Genomic DNA, 16,973 nt, shown 5'->3' on the forward strand with positions numbered 1-16,973 from the left:
CCAGCGGCGCGCGTATCCTCGTGACGCTGTTGCATGCCATGAAGCGCAGGCAAGCAGCCACTGGGCTCGCCACCTTGTGTGTCGGCGGCGGCCACGGCGTCGCTGTCATCGTCGAGCAAGTGTAACCTATCCAATACGAAGCACCTCCGACCTCCGATTCCAATGAGTCGGAGGTGTTGTCGTCTGATAGAGCTAAGGAAGTTTAAACATGAATGAAGTCGTGAAGGGTCTAAGATGATATGGCTTTATCCTGTATCTGATGATATGGACAAAATGGATCCATCGTGGTCAAGTTTAAATGTGAAATATTGTATAATGATAAAAGGCAGTATATTTCAAGCAGTATATTTCAAATAGAAAAAAGGAGGGAAAGCATGAAGCAAACCCCATCAGTTGAGGCTTTGTTTAAACCTTTCTCGATTGGCCCACTAACGCTGAACAATCGCATTGTCATGGCGCCTATGACGCGCATGTTCTCTCCAGATGGTATCCCAGGGGAGAATGTGGAGGCGTACTATAGACGTCGTGCAGAGAATGGTGTTGGGCTTATTATAACGGAAGGTACAGTCATTAATCATCCTGCATCAGCGTCACACCCGAATATTCCGAGATTTTATGGGGAAGACGCATTAGATGGCTGGTCTAGGATCGTTCAGTCGGTACATAAGGCAGGGGGAAGAATTATTCCACAGCTATGGCATGTCGGAACCCAGCGCGCAGTTGGGCAAGCGCCGAATCCAGAGGCTTTGCCTATTGGACCATCGGGTATAACAGCTGATGGTTTGAAGGTGAATGAACCGATGACGAAGAACGAAATCGACATGGTAGTGGATGCATTTGCTCAAGGTGCTGCAGATGCACAAAGAATTGGCTTTGACGGTATTGAGCTCCATGGGGCACATGGCTATCTTATCGACCAATTTTTCTGGGAACAAACGAACCAACGAAGGGATGAGTATGGAGGCGGGATCGCAGAACGAGCACGCTTTGCAGTTGAGATTGTGAAAGCTTGCAGAGATGCTGTTGGCCCAGACTTCCCGATCATATTCCGTTTCTCTCAATGGAAAATAAGACCTTTTACGGCTAAATTGGCCTATACACCAGATGAGTTGGCTCAATTTTTATCACTATTGGTAGATGCGGGGGTAGATGTATTTCATTGCTCGACTCGACGTTTTTGGGAACCTGAATTCGAAGGTTCTTCTCTTAATTTAGCTGGATGGACGAAGAAAATTACAGGAAAACCTGTAATAACTGTAGGCTCTGTGGGATTAGACAGTGAATTTTTAAGTTTCTTTGCGGAGGGTAAAGGGGCTCAGAATGTAAACATTGACGGCTTGATCGAGAGACTTGAGCATGATGAATTTGATTTGGTAGCGATAGGCCGGGCTTTGCTCGTCGATCCCGCATGGGCTGCAAAAATACGTGATGGAAGAGTGGATGAGCTGCTTCCTTTTACCAAGGAAGCGTCAAAGGTATTATTCTAATATGTTCGTTTCCTACGTCTAAAGAAGCCACTCTTGGAAACATCCTCTACGTGATGGTTATTATGAATACTTGTATAACTTTGGATGACATGAATGTCAATGAAAAGAGGGTTACTCTTGTCTCCACGTACAAAGGAACAGAACGAAGAAATTCGAAAACAACGAAACAAGAAATATTGCAAGCAGCTATACTTGTGTATGTAGAAATGGATATTCAGCTACCGAGGTTGGTGATAGCCCTGTTGGTTTATTCTGTACAAATGGTGTCGCGAAGACTTCCATTTTACATAAAATCCAACAGGGCTTTGTTTCTAGTGTCTTACTTCGTATTAGAATTAGCCATCTAATCGCCGTCATTCTTCCGATGATGCGGACATAATGCTTCCATCATGGCTATGGTTTCCTTGTCCAGACCTTCATTACGGTTCAAAAGTCCATTCGTCACGATTTCAAATTTCTCTTCTTTCATATTTTGCCCGAATTTATACTTGGCTGATAACTCATGCACGTTGATGCGGACAACGGAGGTGCTTTTGATCTGACCCGTATAATCTGGATCCTCCGGATCAATCGGAGCATAGCCCCCCTCTGGCTGAAGCTTCTGCATAAAGGCGGTCAATGCTTCCGCTTTCTCTGTTAGATCCGACACCTTTTCCGCATGGCCTTTGATCAGAACCGATTTGAAGAAGGCTGTTGCAGGGCAAGCTAGCTTCGCTTCAGTAAAATAGGAGGGAATGATTGCGTACTCCTTCGCTACAGAGAATGTAACACGCTGATCTGCTTTGATGTTCTTCATCTTGCGTCCTGATACGCTGCCGTGAAAATAAATAAAGCCGTTGTGATATACAAAATTAAGCGGGGTAAGCTCTGGCCATCCATCCTCATTGATCGTCCCGAGAATGCCAAAGCTCATTTCTTGCATAAATTGCTCGGTTTCCACTGTGTCCATGACTTCGAATTCTTTTCTTCGCATTAACAAGGGCCTCCTCCGATTACTCCATTCGATCTTGTTTGTGTAGTATTCAGCTTACCTCAAGAATTGACAATGAAAAAGATCCAATTTAGATTAGTTTTACTAGACCATTGGTGACGGAGGATAAGTCTATGCAATTCCACATTCCTTACCATTCCTATCTTGAACAATATCCATCCAAACGCCTTGCACTATATCATGCCATCCGAGATTCCATTGCCGCACAAGTATTTGTAAAGGATACTAGACTGCCATCGAGCCGGGAAATGGCTGCCCTATTTGGGCTATCTCGGGGAACTGTCAATGAGGTGTACGATATGTTGTCTGCTGAAGGTTATATTTCAAGCGGGGTGGGAAAGGGAACCTTTGTTGCGTTCCAGCCCTCAACCAAGAGAGGAGCTGATACTCCTTGTCAAGAGCTGAACGTATTGTCCGACTGGGGGATGCGTCTGAAGGAGATCGAGGAGCGGCGGGATGAAAACAGCGGAATACGCATCAAGGCCGGCTTGAGAGTAGCGAATTTCAAAGAGTTCGGACCTGGTACACAATGGTTTCCGGATAAAGAGTGGAATCGCAACTTGTATGCGCAGGCCAGATTGCTGCACAGCAGTGACCAAATGCACCGATTGGTGTCCACATTAGGCGATGATAGGCTTAGAGACAGTATTGCCCAATATATAAGACGAGCACGTGGCATAGCTGCTGATCCGAGTCAGGTTATTGTGTTCAATGGTTCGAAGCAGGCACTCGCCTTGACGGCACAGTTGTTCATCAATCCTGGTGATCGCGTAGTTGTTGAGAAACCGGGGTATACGGGAGCCATACATATCTTCCAGACACTAGGGGCGAGCTGTGTTCATGCATCTATTGACGGACAGGGGATAATACCGGACGATTGGCAGGCTAAGCTGCTCCTTGTGACACCTAATCGCCAATTTCCGACAGGGGCTGTATTGACTATGGAGCGCCGTCAGCGGCTGCTCGCTTGGGCTTCAGAGAACAATGCGCTCATTCTGGAGGATGATTATGACAGCGTGTTCCGCCATCGCGGCAAATCGCTGGAGCCGTTGAAAGTGTTAGATAGTGAAGGTCGAGTCATTTATATCGGAAGCTTCAGCAACACGCTGCTCCCACATGTTCGCATCGGTTATGCGGTTGTGCCGACATCGCTCGTTCCCGTGTTCGCTAGAGCAAAGGGGGTATTCGAGCCGAATCCGAGCAACTTGCTGGAGCAGCGCACGTTGGCCTCTTGGATGCACAATGGCCAATATGAACGGCATCTACGAAGAATGAAGCGGGTGTATGGGAAGAAGTTCAAGCTGCTGCAGGATCTGTTGACGGCACATGTATCGCACTTGTTCCATTGGATCGAAGCGGATGCCGGATTAAGCATTTTCGGATGGTGGCGAGGCAACATAGAGCAATATGTCATGTTTCGTACAAAGTGCTCGGAAGAAGGCATTTACTGGTCTGACACCTGCATTCAGAAAGAAACTGGTGAAGGTATGAATCAGTATGGTGCGTACTTTTATTTCCCTCGAATGTCTGAAGACGACATGATTTATGGGGTTATGAAGATGAAGGAGATTTGGGCGAGTCTGGTGGTGGGAGGATGAAGGCAAGTGAAGTGTCAGTTGAGCAGACAGAATAGATAGCGCGAAGTGTTGAGGAGACGAACAGATTGTCTTCCCTTGTGTGCGAATCGAATTTTACGCTTTCCCGGTTACACGGTCTTAGATCGGCTTCCCCCTGCATACAGTGCAAGGAGGGAGCGTGATCCAATGATCGAGAATGAGAAGATAAAGAGATATTATAAGCTGAAGCAGCAGCAAAAGGAAATTGAGGATGAGCTGTCGGCGCTGCGAAGCGATATTATTCAATACTGTGAAGAGCAGGGAGAGTCAGAGATAGACGTGGGCAATTTCCATGTGAAGCTGGTTCAGCAACAGTATAGACAATATGATGATGCCAAGCTGTATGCGGCTCTGCCTGACCCGGAAGTATGGCGCTTGCTGTCCAAGCCGGATACTGCGAAGATAAAGAGCTTGATACAACTGGGTGTCATTTCAGATGAGAGCATTTCAGACACGTACAGCGTGCATCCGAAGGTACTGCTTCATGTGGATAAAAAGTAATTGATTTCGGGAAAATCGAAGTAGAGGGCATCGGCAAAGCAAGGATACTGTCGATGTCTTTTTTGCTGTATGGAGCAAACGATGCTCATGGAGGGAATGTATATGAAAATCGAAATTTATTTATTTTTTCAGGAAACATTTTACATATATTCAACGTATAAGAAGAAACGAAATATATGAGCGTCATCGATAGAGTGGACAACATGGAAAAGGTAAGTAGGTTGCTAGATTTGCAATCAGCATTCGGGATGTTCTCCATTTACACACCGATTATGCGAGGTGATTCATAATGTGTTATCTTCACTGCCCCCATGATCTTCAAATGCTTGAGAAAATCGAACGACTTAAAAAGCAACTTATTTCGATTGTCAATGAAAAGAACGATTTCAAAGATGATGAGGTTGTGAGGATTAGTCAGGAATTAGATGTGTATTTGCTGGATTATCAAAAAAGACGATAGTTCGCTTCTACTTCTACCTCTACTGTATCTGCTCAGAAGAAGAGGAAAGAGTCGATGGCGGAGTAGAACGTACATCCTCAATCAGCTGTCGACTCTTTAGACTTTGTAGACATCAATATAACAACTGGGTATGCCTTGATAAGGTACAACTACCCATATAAGTACCATTCGTCAATCCATGGATAATCCCCATAATGCTCGCGGATAAAACGAACGGCTTCATCAATTAACTCCCATGCTTGCTGATAACATGGGTATTCATTCAGTTCCAAATGAGGAGTAATATTCCCAGCAAGCGGCATAGTTTGCAAATAGGAAGCAATCCGTCCTTCCTGCAAGCCGCCAAACCGTGTAGCGGATAAATAGGCAGACAGCCATTTGTCATGCGGATAGCTCTTCCCATCCAGAACATACGCTAATTGACAGAGCTCTCTGACAATCTTGGAGCCATGCAGGTTAGTCGCAATGGCATCACCACGCTTAAGCGGGTGCCGCATCCAATCGAGCGTTAGCTGTAGGCTAATGTACATATGTTTGATGACCTCAATTGGTTGAGATAAGAAGTTCTCCGATAGCTGAGCAATCGTATTTGCAAATCGTAACTCCGGATCATGAACGGGAATTGCCTGCTGGAATTCCCATACTTGCGGGTAGTTAGTTTCCTCGAAATAGCCTCTCAGCATGGCAAATGTCTCAAAATGATAATGACCTTCCCAATCTCCAATCGGCAGGAATACACCATCTTGTCTCGTGCTAAGACCTGCTTCCCGATAATCGCGAATAATCGCTTGACGAACGTCATCGTCACAGAAAAATACAAAATCAATATCGGAATATTGATCGCAATTGCCACGTGAGACACTGCCCTTCACTACAAGTGAACATCGATCCCAATAGCGGGTGAGGACAGGATGCTTGGATAGCTCTTCGGCATGTGCGTATGCTTTCTTCAATAGCTCCTTGCTTTTGTCATTCATAGATGAACCTTCTCTCAATCTAGTCATGTGAAGAATTGGACGCTCTTTCGATTGTAGTTCGAAGGAGAATATCAGGACAAGTACATTGATAACGGGTGCATAGCGGACTCCATCATAATGCCGCCCGAATATCATTCAGCAAGTAGCGCTGGCTTATTTTCTCCAGGCGCGCGAACTCTTCTTCCAGCTGATTTTTCAGGTTGCTGTCAGGCACATATCGCGGCGTCAGTACCTGATGATGCTGCAGACTCTGTAATCTGTACGGTGTCGGCGGATGAGTGGAATCCAATTGCACAGCGATGGAATCGCGAATCCGTTGGATTCGCTTATGCTCGCTTGCGGGGACATGCTCTATCTTCTGGCGGAATTCCCCGAACAAATCCGAAGTAAAGCGATAGCGGGCGACTCGCTCAGCTGTCAGCCAGAATACGGGAGCGAAGTGAGATTTGCTTAAGGCCAAGCATGCGGCATCTGTTCCTGCAATCTCGCCCGCGACTCGGTCGGCCAAATACTCGGCGCGCTGGCTCTCATCCCAGACCGTAATACCGAGGCCGTAATACAGGATGAATATCAGATTGGCCAGCAGCTGCTGGGCATATCGAAACGGTGTGGAGATAGGGCTGAGCACTTCGCCCTCTTCGCAATATGGATAAACGAAATCGTACCACGAAGCCATAATACGCCTCGCTGACACGATAAACCAGGAACGGGTCACATCCTTATGCGCATGATGCGCGGTCTCGTGGGCGAGGATTGCGATCTTCTCCGATAGACTCAATGCCGAAAATAAAGGTACTCCAATCCCGATGATCTTGGTTCGGCGCCGGCCGAACTTGGTAAAGTACGCATTGTATGAATTCGTCATCCGAATCTCGTCGATCGGAGGTGCTTGAACGGCTGCGGCAATGTCATCGGCGAGACGATACAATCCGGGATATTCTTCCCGCCGCAAAGGCTGACCAGACAGTCTCCACCTGGAGGGCAGCATCAAGCCGATGAATAGTAGAAACGGGACAATGGCAAGCATGGTAAGCAATAACGAATTGCTATAAAAAAACCAATACACCGCAATAATCGGTAGGCTGAAGGTACCTGCAAGGATACTTCCGGCTAACAAATAAGCGAGCGCTTTACGCCAGGTTAAGGGATACGTAATCCGATCGGTATGCAGATTCTCCTCAAGCAATAGCTGTGATTTTTTGACTCCCATGCGGTAATTGAGCCGTTCCACAAGGCCCTGTGAAGAGATGGGGCGCCAGTCCGGATCGATGTTCCAATTGCATTCTTCGCACCAGGTAACATACCCCGGCAGGGATTCCATTTTGTGCCCGCATTCCGGGCAATATTCCGTTGTATGATTGGTCATTTTCCCACTCCATCATGAAGGTTTCATAAAAGCTTCCTTATCATGTATCGGTAAATGACACCAAAACGTGAATCGTATGGGAAATTAGGGAGGGGCAATCTGACGTCTGATCAGCATTATAGTTCTGTCATCATAAAACTCAACGATGCTGCGTTTCTTCATGAATATAATGCTGCTGCCATTAAGGGTTCCATGTACGATGGAGCTTGATTTCTTTTTATATACAGAGAATAAATGGAAATACCATTTCCAACCTATGAAATCATGAAAATAAGTGATAAATTAATATACCGTCTACTATGTGCGTAAATATGAACATGAACATCGACACGAACATCAATGGAAAAGAGGAAATGGATAGTGGAACTAGGTATAAGCACGTTTGTTGAGACTACGCCTGATGTGAATACCGGAATCACGATTAGCCACGCAGAGCGGCTGCGGCAAGTGGTCGAGGAGATGATCCTCGCAGATCAGGTAGGGCTGGATGTATATGGGATAGGGGAGCATCATCGTCCGGACTTTGCGGCATCCTCTCCTGCAGTTGTATTAGCTGCTGCAGCAACTCAAACGACAAGAATTCGGCTGACTAGCGCGGTGACGATCCTGTCGTCTACCGATCCTGTGCGTGTATTTCAAGACTTTGCAACCTTGGATGGCCTCTCTAATGGTCGTGCAGAAATTATGGTTGGTCGCGGTTCGTTTCTGGAATCATTCCCTTTGTTCGGTTGTGATCTGAACGATTATGAGGAGCTGTTCGATGAGAAGCTGGATTTGCTGCTGCAGATTCAGAAGTCGGAGAAGGTAAACTGGAGCGGGAAGCATCGCTCCGCGATTCATGATTTAGGCATCTATCCGCGTCCTGTGCAGGAGCAATTGCCAGTGTGGATTGGAAGTGCAGGAAGTCCAGAATCCGCGGTCAGAGCAGGGAAGATGGGACTTCCATTCGTTTTGGCGATCATCGGACCAGTGAAGCCGCTTGATTATGCATCTCAGGCTGAACTATACAAGAAAGCGGCTGCTGAAGCGGGCCACGATGTGAGCCGTCTGACGATTGCTTCGCATTCTCATGGATTTGTCGCGAAGGAGCAGAAGCAAGCGATCGAGACGTTCTTCCCGCCTACATTTGCAAGAACGAATGTGAGAGCGAAGGAAAAAGGAGCGCCTCCGTACACGAGAGCGAATTACGACGCAGCTTGCAGCCCTGAGGGTGCTCTCTATGTTGGCGATCCCGAGACGGTAGCCCAAAAAATTATCGAGCTCCGCAAGCACGTAGGGGTTACGCGATTCATGCTGCATATGCCGCATGGCACCATGCCTCACGAAGAGGTTATGGAAGCGATACGGCTGTTCGGAACGGAAGTAGCGCCGCGTGTCAGAGAAGAAGTGGCTCTCTGGGAACAAAATCAAGGTTGAGCTGGATGCGAGAAGACGCTGCCCGAATGAGGCAGCGTCTTTTTTATCGTTTCTTACCGTAGTTTCCCGTAACCCAGCCAATACATATGTAGGTTTATGGAAATGCATGCTTGTTCATTGAATCAGCCATCGATATCCTCAGTTTTGGCAATCATTTGTCCGATGTTTTTTCGTCGATATGAATTTGCAGCAGTTTGGGATTCCAGGTCACATGAAGACCAAGTCCTTTTTCTAACAACTGATAAGGTATGGAGGTAGTACCAGCTACACCGACTAAAGGTTTCTCACGATCAATGAACCCACCGTCATAAACAATGCGATCTTGTTCATATCCGAAGGACAACGTTCGGCTCTTATACGTTATAGAGTAGGGCATTGCAACACCGTATTCAGCGTTGAACTGCAGCTTCGTACCGAGTGCCACCGCGACTGTCGCTGCGGGGAGAAGCACGGTATTGGTTTGAATGAAAGAAGGATACCTGGAGTTGATGAGCTTGCCATTGACGTAAATGTCGGCCGCACGTTCTACAGGAACAGGGCTATAGACCATATTGTCTTTAAAGTTCTTCGTTGTCCCGATCGAAGAAAACATATTTCCACCCCAGCCCCATACGTTCCCATCTTCCGCTATAGCTTGACTGTGGAATGCCCCTGCGGCTATCGCCGTAACTTTAGGCAAACCGTTTACTTTCCCCTGCTTTCCAGTCGGTGTTCGTCCTCCATAGCTGTACACTTCACCGGAAGTCGTTAATAATAGTTCGTAATCGTCATAAGTGCGAATGGATTTTATTGTCAGCTTGGGCTGAACGGCGACAGGCTTTCCTTGTTCCTTTACTCTCCAGACCTTTCCCTTCTTGTTCAGAGCAAGCAGGGAATGACCGGAAGAGATCATGCGAATATCAGAAAGTCCTTGGATTTTTGTTGGTTTTGCTGCGTCTGACCAACTCCACACCGTACCATCTTTTTTTACTGCAACTATTTTATTTGTGGAGGATTCAATTTGGATGACTTCGGATAGGCCTTTCACTTGCACGGGCTTCACAGGAGCTGTCTCTGTTCCTTTTGCACGCGGCCAGTACCACACCGTCCCGTCATCGAGAACTGCTGCACCCCTATTGGATGTTGCGGTTGTGGAAACGGCATGCTTTATTCCTTGAATCTGATGTGGCAGAATGGAATGCTGGCGGCCGTCTTTAGAGTCTCCTGAGGCACCCCATGTCCATACGGTTCCATCGGCTTTCGTGGCCAAGTGATAACCTTCTCCGCTCGTTGAGATATGACGGATGTCTGTCAGCTCAAATAGTCGAATCGGATAGGAGTCGTAAATGGTCACTGTTTCTTGGATGCCCATTTCCCCATTGAGATTGCGTCCCCAAGCCCATACAGAGCCGTCACTGCGCAGCGCGATGGAATAATAATATCCTCCCTCGACTTGTATGAATTTTGGCAGCGATTCTTTTGTGGAATTGGCTGCTGAGGCAGCACTAGCAGTCGATGATAACGATGCAGTGAAGAGGATCATAAATGTGAGAACGACAGACAGCAATCGAAAGGTATGTATGTGTCGTGATGAGGTCGTGTGAGTTAGTGAGTCGCGTGTAATGGATGGTTGCATTCGTTTGCTCCTTTCTAAATAAGAGGGATTGAGTAACATAGTGGATCGATATATTGACGATCCAATTTCATATAAAGTTGCCAAGTTATTAAGTTGTTAACATGAAACTCTTCTATTTTAACTATAGGCTATGTTCCAAAGGTTGGCAAAGGATTAAGTTGTTAACATGAAACTCCTCCGGCAGACGTTTTCATCACCTTATATCCCATCTTCTTCATTTTCCCTGTTCTCTAAGGTCTGATGGGTAACACCCAAAATATTCACGGAACAGTTTTGTAAAATGGCGTGTGCTGAAGTAACCGACGGCTTCGGCTACCTCCTGCACTTTAAGATGAGGCTCCTTGAGCAGCAGCTCCTTCGCTTTCAGCATTCTTGTTTCCGTTACATATTTCAGAAATGGTGTGCCATGCTTCTTATGGAATAAGCTGCTTAAATAATTCGGCGTCACATGGAACATATCCGCGATTTGTTTCATGCCAATGTTATGCATATAGTGCTCGTCAACAAAAGCAACGACTTGCTGCACGATATCTTGGTTCATGCTGTTATGACGTGGAGGCTGGGGTATCATTTGATCCCCGTGACTTTTCAATTGCTCAAACCAGTATTCTTGATCTTCTATCTTGTCTATCGATATTCCAATCGAATAGGATATGGATTCTTGAATCCGATGAACAAGGGTTCCATCTGCCAAGTGTGTTCCGCGCATTCTGCGAAGTTCTTTTTCCATGCACACGATGGATTTGGAATAACCGTGATAGTCCTGCTGATGGAATAATCGGCATACCTTTTCCCCGAGGTGACTTATTGAGAGCCATTCATGCTGCTGATCCAATTCGAGTAGGTCGTGAAGTGCCAAAGTGTGCTCCATCGGGAACAGCATGCGAAGGGGAGCGATTCGCTGAATCTCTTCCACCTTCTGCGCTGCTTCTAGAAGATTAGCACACTCTTCGATCTGAATGGTAGTAATGGTAGGAGAGGAAGAAAACTCACCTTTACACATTTGCTGGACAGCATTCTCCATCTCCTTTTGAAGCTCCGCGGCATGTTGCTGGTGTGCAACTGGCCATGACCATACGATTGCAGGATTACCGAGGGGCAATGCAACCGTATGGAGACTGGTGGTAAGAGATTGATTACGGATCAGCAATTGCAATTGCTCATGGAACTGCTGCTGCCGCAAAAGCGTCTCTTGCTCTGAGAGACAGCCGTCGAAATAGAACACGTTGACTTTGTATCGCCGTGCCCCAAGCTGACATAGGTTTGCTTGATTAGCGCTGCTGCCTTGCATACAAGAAAGAAAGGCATGTTCAAGCTGGCGATTGAGATCCAAGATTTGTGCATCATGGATTTCCTGTACATGAATTAGGCTATTCTGAAGCTCATCGAGACTGAATGGCTTCAATAAATAATTGCATGCTCCAAGACGCAGCGCCTCCTTCGCATATTGGAATTCTGAATGGCCGCTTATGATAATCCACTTCGTATAAGGGGAGTTAGCCCGACTCTGCGCGATGACCTCCAGACCATTCAACTTCGGCATCCGAATATCGATGAACACAAGATCTGGCTGCCGCTCTGCCACATACCGAAGGGCTTCTTCTCCGTTACGGGCTTCTCCGATGACGTGGACAGGCATGTTCAGTTCATCCAGCATGCTGCGCAAACTGGCTCTTACCAAGGCCTCGTCGTCTGCCACTAAGATCCTCATGATAATAAGCTGTCCTCCTTCGAAATCTGAATCGTTACGCAAGTGCCGATATGAGGCTCGCTTACAATGCTCAGTTGTGCATTCGGATAGACGAGCTTCAATCGCGAATTTACGTTGGCAAGACCAACATGTGCTTGAGATTGCATCGCATTCGCATCGAATCCAACACCATCGTCACGTACCTCGATACAGATAAGCGGAACGTTGTCTTGGTGCTTGATGGAAGCGGACACGTGAATGGTGTGATCTTGATCATCGGGTTCAATTCCATGGATGACGGCGTTCTCCAATAGAGGCTGGATGAGCAGTTTTGGAATCCGGCACTCAGCAGCTTCTTCGTCATCGTGAATATTAATCGTCAGCCTGTCTTGGAAGCGAAGCTGCTGCAGCAGCGCATATTTGGTTAGAAACTTGAATTCGTGTTCGACCGTTGTCCATTGATTTTCCTCTAGAATGTAGCGGAGCATGCCGCTCAGTGAAAGAATGGCCGTTTCCAGACTCTTCCTATCGCCGATGCGGTTCAATCCGATGAATCCGGACAGTACGTTATATAGAAAATGGGGCTGAATTTGCGATTGCAAGGCTCGATATTCTGCATGCTGCTGTGCCAGAACCGCTTTGTATTCGCGATTAATGAGCTCATCGAGCTGGATGACCATTTTATTTAACGAATGCCCAAGGTAAGACAGCTCGTCTGATCCTGCCCCTTCATAACGCGCCTGCAAATTGCCATTACGCACTTTCGTCATCACTTCTATCATCTGCGTGATTGGGTTGACGATCCATTGCGATGAGTAGCGGAATACGAAAAAAGTGACAATGAGGCCGCCAATCGAAATGAATGCTGCCGTAATGTAAATCCAATGCACCTTTTGCGTAAGCTCGTCATTGGATAAGAATACGGTGATTTCCCAATTTGCTGGCTTGATAGTCTGGGTTACGGTCACGAATCCGGTGTCCTGTACGTCTTCATTCCCTCGGGTCTGAAGTTGTTTAAGCATTTCTTCGGTCAGCGGCTTGCCTGAAAAGATTACATTTCCCATGTCATCCGTAATTGCGACGACAGAACTAACGTTAAATGGAATGTCCTTCGTGATCTGATCGAGTACATTCGTATCTGCATCGGCAGATATGACCGCGAGCGGCTGACCGGATTCTGGATTTTTAATTAATCGGGATACGGAGAATACCTGAATGTTGGACGGGTTCGTTAAGTAGGTCTGCGAATGCGAACTGATGAATGCAGCCTTCCCATCTCTTTTCACTGCTTTTTGATACCATAATTCGTACTGGAACGGAAAGTCGGGAACGAGGTCTATGCTGCTGTTCTTGGTTGTGAGGTAGGATTTCCCGTTCATCGTAATGATGAGCGTGCTGAGAATATCTTTGCGGGTATTGATTAAATAATTTGGCAATGTGCCTGTTAAGGCGCGATCCGTCTGAAGCTTCGTGTATGCGCTTGCATGATCATATACATTGTCGGCAATAATCTTAAGCGCCTGTATGACATTGTCATTCAGATAGGGGGAAGCCGTCAGCCGTTCCAAATCATCCAAATAGGTTTCGATATTGCTGGCCATGGCGCGCAGAGTTCCTGCCGTCAGCTTCTCTGTGTCTCTGATGAGCACGTGTTGGGCGTAGATAGGAAGAACAAATGCCAATATGACAAATGGAGTGACAATGGTCAGGCCATATACGAGCGTCAGCTTGGATCGTAGTGACTTGAATGCAGCCATAATCGCCAGCCTCCTTCACTTAAATTAAAGGATAGGTACACTTTGCAGGTTCGTCAATACGAAAATAGACAGTGTAGAAATGAGCGGAGCAAGTGTAGGTTTGCAGCATATGAAAGCGCAATCATTAATGGTATCTTCTAAACAGAAGACGGAATCAACGACCATATCGTCGATAAGGGGGATACAGATGAAACGGAACAATTGGTTCAAGATGCTCACACTGCTTGTTATCGCAGCATATTTGCTTGCGGCATGCGGAACAGGAAGTACGGGCGGGGATGCAGCTGGAGGGAAGGCATCTAGCAGCGACCCCGGTCAGAGTGCAGGAAGCAAGGGAGGAACCGGGGTCAATCTTACGGTTATGACGAACGTGGTTGGCGAGCCAGCGAAGGTGCTCCAGGAGATCGCCAATCAATTTATGAAAGACAATCCAGACATTAAAGTGGATTTCAGTGCTCCGGGTGCAGAGTATGAGAACATTATGAAAATGAAAATGGCATCCAATGAGCTGCCTGATGTATTCGCGACTCACGGATGGGCCAAGGCTCGTTACGGCGCGTATTTAGCTGACCTGAAGGGCGAAGAATGGGCAAGCAAGCTTAACGCCTCCATCAAACCTGCTGTAACCGACGATCAGGGGAAAGTGTTCGTGCTCCCTATGGATCAAGATAAAGGCGGGCCAGTATACAATGCAGCAGTGTTGGAGAAGTATGGCATACAGGTCCCGATGACATGGGATGAATTGATGAAGGCCGCGGAAGAAATCAAGACGAAGAGCAATGGAGAAGTCGTGCCGATTCATATCGGAGGCGCGGATTCATGGCCGATCGGACAATTTTTTGATTTCTATGCAACGTCCGTCTTTATAAGCCCTGAGAAGAATGATGCAGCACAACTGCTCGACGGAACCTTCGATTGGAACCGATTCGACGCACTGCCGCAGATGTTCTTATCTTTGCAAGAGAAAGGGTACTTGAACAAGGATGTGCTGACTGCGAAATATAGCGATTCCGCTAAAGCCTTCGCAGAAGGAAAAGCTGCATTCGGGATATATGGGCCGTTCCTCATCGAAGAAGCAAAGAAAATAAATGCTGATCTGCAAGCAGGCTTGATGCCGATTCATTCGGTAGCAGCTGGCGATGCGCCAACGCTTGTAGGTGGAGAGAAGACGACTTGGGGCGTGTGGAAGGATTCCCCGAACAGCGATGCGGCTCGTAAATTCGTGGCCTATTATGCCAAGCCGGAGAATGTAGCCTTGGTCGCCGCTGCAAATGCGCTCCCTCCTGGGCTTGATGGTGTAGCCACCAACGCGGGCAGCTTGACTGCTGACTTTGAGAAGTTTAAAGATTTGCGCGTGTTCCCGTACTTTGACAGGGTATATTTGCCGAACGGGATGTGGGACGTGATGTGCAAGAACGGCCAGGATCTGCTGGCTGGCGGCATAACACCTCGTGAATTCTCGGAAAATATGAAAAAGGAATATGAAAGATTACGTGCTGCTAAATAACAAATAGGCAATTCATCGACCCGCGGCTGTATTTGTCTTGCTGTGGGTCTATCTCTCACATCTAGGAGGATGCATATGGCTAGAAGTCCGTCGAAGATGGAAGCCACGCATGAAGGACGAGTGAAGCTGCGTTCGGGCTTCATGGTCAGCTGGGTTCATTCTGCTGGAATACTCAATCTGATGTACGTCCCGGCGCTAGTGCTGTTTGCCGTGTTCATATTCTATCCTCTAATTCAGGGGATTAAAATCTCTTTCACCAATTGGGACGGCTATTCACAGCAATACGCTTGGGTCGGCTTCGAAAAATATAAGCTAATGCTGTCGGACAAGAAGATTGTCCAGACGATTCAGAACACGTTTATTTACGGCTTCGGAAGTACGTTATTTCAAAATGTGATGGGGCTTGCTTACGCCTTGTTTCTGGATCAGAAGTTAAGAGGGAAGGGCATCATCCGTATGATCGTGTACCTTCCCGTTATTATCAGTCCCTTAATTATGGGCTACATCTGCTACTTCTTCTTTCAGTACGACGGCGGGGCGCTGAATGATGCGATCCGTTTATTTGGCGGAGAGGCCGTGGATTGGCTGTCGAACGGCTCACGCGCGGTATGGATGATTGTCCTAGTTAACACTTATCAGTATATGGGCATTGCGATGATTATTTTTTTGGCAGGCTTACAGTCTGTCTCGAAAGAGTATCACGAAGCGGCCAGTATCGATGGCGCTGGATGGTGGAGCCGATTCATTCGGATTACGCTTCCGCTGCTCATGCCGGCAATTACGATCAATATTGTGCTTAATCTCATTGGGGGCTTGAAGCTGTTTGACGTCATAGTAGCGATGACGAACGGCGGACCAGGCTATGCGACGCAGTCTTTGTCCACGATGATGTACAATCTGTATTTCGCCCGTCAGGATGCGGGATACGCGGCAGCGCTCGGAAATCTGATGTTCCTTATTATCGCAGTCATCAGCATTTCATCACTTGTACTGCTTCGTCGGAAGGAAGTGGATGTGTGAAGATTGCCAAGTATATAGCGCTAGTACTCATCGTGCTGATTCACAGCATCCCTTTTTACATTTTAGTCAATCTGTCCTTCAAACCAATAGAAGATACGAGCAGCAAATGGATGCCATCGCAGCAGTTTCAAGTGGATAATTTCATTCATGCATGGCAGGATGCTCAGCTAGGAAGAGCTGTCCTGAATAATGGGATGATCACGGTTACTGCGGTCATTCTCGTCGTATTCATCGGCGCGTGTGCCTCTTATCCGCTGGCTCGCCATCAGACCAAGTGGAATCGATTCGTGTACACGCTGTGTATCTCTTGCTTAATCGTGCCCGCATTGACGATTCTCGTTCCTCTATACAAATTCATCGTAGACGTCGGTGGAATCAATACATACTGGGCGATTATTCTGACACAAGTCACTTTTGCGCTGCCGATGACGATATTTTTGTTCACCGGGTTCATTAGTACGGTTCCGAGAGAGATGGATGAGGCGGGGCTGATCGACGGCTGCAGCCGGTACGGAATTTTTCTGCGAATTATTTTCCCTTTGCTGAAGCCAATCACGGCTACTGTGGTCA

Annotated in this window: 14 protein-coding genes and 1 pseudogene; 9 read left to right on the plus strand and 6 right to left on the minus strand. The window is 47.1% G+C overall.

The features are described from left to right. A pseudogene (locus AZ66_RS30745) lies at positions 1-125 on the plus strand (acetyl-CoA C-acetyltransferase); the annotation flags it as partial. Between the two features lie 249 nt (positions 126-374). Beyond that, on the plus strand, positions 375-1,487 hold the full coding sequence (locus AZ66_RS17565) for an NADH:flavin oxidoreductase (RefSeq protein ID WP_044356014.1): 1,113 nt from the start codon (positions 375-377) through the stop codon (positions 1,485-1,487). 343 nt (positions 1,488-1,830) lie between these two features. Here the strand turns inward: AZ66_RS17565 and AZ66_RS17575 are convergent, their stop codons facing one another. Next, a complete protein-coding gene (locus tag AZ66_RS17575; protein ID WP_044356017.1) occupies positions 1,831-2,460 on the minus strand; it encodes a pyridoxamine 5'-phosphate oxidase family protein in 630 nt (209 codons plus the stop codon). A 131-nt stretch (positions 2,461-2,591) separates the two neighbouring features. Between AZ66_RS17575 and pdxR the strand changes: the two genes are divergently transcribed. The 3 genes from pdxR to AZ66_RS30750 all read left to right on the plus strand — a co-directional run bounded on the left by pdxR (position 2,592) and on the right by AZ66_RS30750 (position 5,055). Continuing rightward, positions 2,592-4,076 (plus strand): MocR-like pyridoxine biosynthesis transcription factor PdxR, encoded by a 1,485-nt coding sequence (gene pdxR / locus AZ66_RS17580; protein ID WP_044356019.1) that lies wholly within the window; start codon positions 2,592-2,594, stop codon positions 4,074-4,076. Positions 4,077-4,241: 165 nt separating this feature from the next. Then, a complete protein-coding gene (locus AZ66_RS17585) occupies positions 4,242-4,595 on the plus strand; it encodes a hypothetical protein (protein WP_044356021.1) in 354 nt (117 codons plus the stop codon). 322 nt (positions 4,596-4,917) lie between these two features. Further along, positions 4,918-5,055, plus strand: coding sequence for an aspartyl-phosphate phosphatase Spo0E family protein (locus AZ66_RS30750; RefSeq protein ID WP_231586925.1), 138 nt, complete (start codon positions 4,918-4,920; stop codon positions 5,053-5,055). A 149-nt stretch (positions 5,056-5,204) separates the two neighbouring features. Here AZ66_RS30750 and AZ66_RS17590 read toward each other — a convergent pair whose 3' ends face one another. Further along, complete coding sequence (locus tag AZ66_RS17590) at positions 5,205-6,032, minus strand: hypothetical protein (protein WP_156160002.1); 828 nt, start codon at positions 6,030-6,032, stop codon at positions 5,205-5,207. Between the two features lie 112 nt (positions 6,033-6,144). Beyond that, entirely contained in the window at positions 6,145-7,398 is a 1,254-nt protein-coding gene (locus AZ66_RS17595) for a M48 family metallopeptidase (RefSeq protein WP_044356024.1), read from the minus strand. Between the two features lie 360 nt (positions 7,399-7,758). On the opposite strand from AZ66_RS17595, the gene AZ66_RS17600 reads away from it, so the two are divergent. Further along, positions 7,759-8,814, plus strand: a complete 1,056-nt coding sequence (locus tag AZ66_RS17600) for an LLM class flavin-dependent oxidoreductase (protein WP_044356025.1) — start codon at positions 7,759-7,761, stop codon at positions 8,812-8,814. Positions 8,815-8,965: 151 nt separating this feature from the next. Here AZ66_RS17600 and AZ66_RS17605 read toward each other — a convergent pair whose 3' ends face one another. From AZ66_RS17605 to AZ66_RS17615, 3 genes are all read right to left on the minus strand, one after another. After that, positions 8,966-10,429, minus strand: a complete 1,464-nt coding sequence (locus AZ66_RS17605; protein ID WP_044356026.1) for a stalk domain-containing protein — start codon at positions 10,427-10,429, stop codon at positions 8,966-8,968. Between the two features lie 214 nt (positions 10,430-10,643). Further along, positions 10,644-12,140, minus strand: a complete 1,497-nt coding sequence (locus tag AZ66_RS17610; protein WP_044356027.1) for a response regulator — start codon at positions 12,138-12,140, stop codon at positions 10,644-10,646. Next, a complete protein-coding gene (locus AZ66_RS17615; RefSeq protein ID WP_044356028.1) occupies positions 12,137-13,876 on the minus strand; it encodes a cache domain-containing sensor histidine kinase in 1,740 nt (579 codons plus the stop codon). The genes AZ66_RS17610 and AZ66_RS17615 overlap by 4 nt, the downstream gene beginning before the upstream one ends. Before the next feature lie 187 nt (positions 13,877-14,063). Between AZ66_RS17615 and AZ66_RS17620 the strand changes: the two genes are divergently transcribed. The 3 genes from AZ66_RS17620 to AZ66_RS17630 all read left to right on the plus strand — a co-directional run. After that, on the plus strand, positions 14,064-15,383 hold the full coding sequence (locus AZ66_RS17620) for an ABC transporter substrate-binding protein (RefSeq protein WP_044356029.1): 1,320 nt from the start codon (positions 14,064-14,066) through the stop codon (positions 15,381-15,383). 141 nt (positions 15,384-15,524) lie between these two features. Beyond that, positions 15,525-16,403 (plus strand): carbohydrate ABC transporter permease, encoded by an 879-nt coding sequence (locus tag AZ66_RS17625; RefSeq protein WP_044356031.1) that lies wholly within the window; start codon positions 15,525-15,527, stop codon positions 16,401-16,403. Next, positions 16,400-16,973: carbohydrate ABC transporter permease (locus AZ66_RS17630; RefSeq protein WP_044356030.1), on the plus strand; the 574-nt coding region annotated here is incomplete at its 3' end. The genes AZ66_RS17625 and AZ66_RS17630, both read left to right, overlap by 4 nt.

Source organism: Paenibacillus sp. E194 (assembly GCF_000935845.1).
Taxonomy (GTDB): Bacteria; Bacillota; Bacilli; order Paenibacillales; family Paenibacillaceae; genus Paenibacillus_B; species Paenibacillus_B alvei_B.

What these genes read in the sequence shown, in the direction of transcription:
- AZ66_RS17565 (WP_044356014.1), top strand. Translation starts at nt 375, where the DNA reads ATGAAGCAAACCCCATCAGTTGAGGCTTTGTTTAAACCTTTCTCGATT.
- AZ66_RS17575 (WP_044356017.1), bottom strand. Translation starts at nt 2,460, where the DNA reads ATGCGAAGAAAAGAATTCGAAGTCATGGACACAGTGGAAACCGAGCAA.
- pdxR (WP_044356019.1), top strand. Translation starts at nt 2,592, where the DNA reads ATGCAATTCCACATTCCTTACCATTCCTATCTTGAACAATATCCATCC.
- AZ66_RS17585 (WP_044356021.1), top strand. Translation starts at nt 4,242, where the DNA reads ATGATCGAGAATGAGAAGATAAAGAGATATTATAAGCTGAAGCAGCAG.
- AZ66_RS30750 (WP_231586925.1), top strand. Translation starts at nt 4,918, where the DNA reads ATGCTTGAGAAAATCGAACGACTTAAAAAGCAACTTATTTCGATTGTC.
- AZ66_RS17590 (WP_156160002.1), bottom strand. Translation starts at nt 6,032, where the DNA reads ATGAATGACAAAAGCAAGGAGCTATTGAAGAAAGCATACGCACATGCC.
- AZ66_RS17595 (WP_044356024.1), bottom strand. Translation starts at nt 7,398, where the DNA reads ATGACCAATCATACAACGGAATATTGCCCGGAATGCGGGCACAAAATG.
- AZ66_RS17605 (WP_044356026.1), bottom strand. Translation starts at nt 10,429, where the DNA reads ATGCAACCATCCATTACACGCGACTCACTAACTCACACGACCTCATCA.
- AZ66_RS17610 (WP_044356027.1), bottom strand. Translation starts at nt 12,140, where the DNA reads ATGAGGATCTTAGTGGCAGACGACGAGGCCTTGGTAAGAGCCAGTTTG.
- AZ66_RS17615 (WP_044356028.1), bottom strand. Translation starts at nt 13,876, where the DNA reads ATGGCTGCATTCAAGTCACTACGATCCAAGCTGACGCTCGTATATGGC.
- AZ66_RS17620 (WP_044356029.1), top strand. Translation starts at nt 14,064, where the DNA reads ATGAAACGGAACAATTGGTTCAAGATGCTCACACTGCTTGTTATCGCA.
- AZ66_RS17625 (WP_044356031.1), top strand. Translation starts at nt 15,525, where the DNA reads ATGGTCAGCTGGGTTCATTCTGCTGGAATACTCAATCTGATGTACGTC.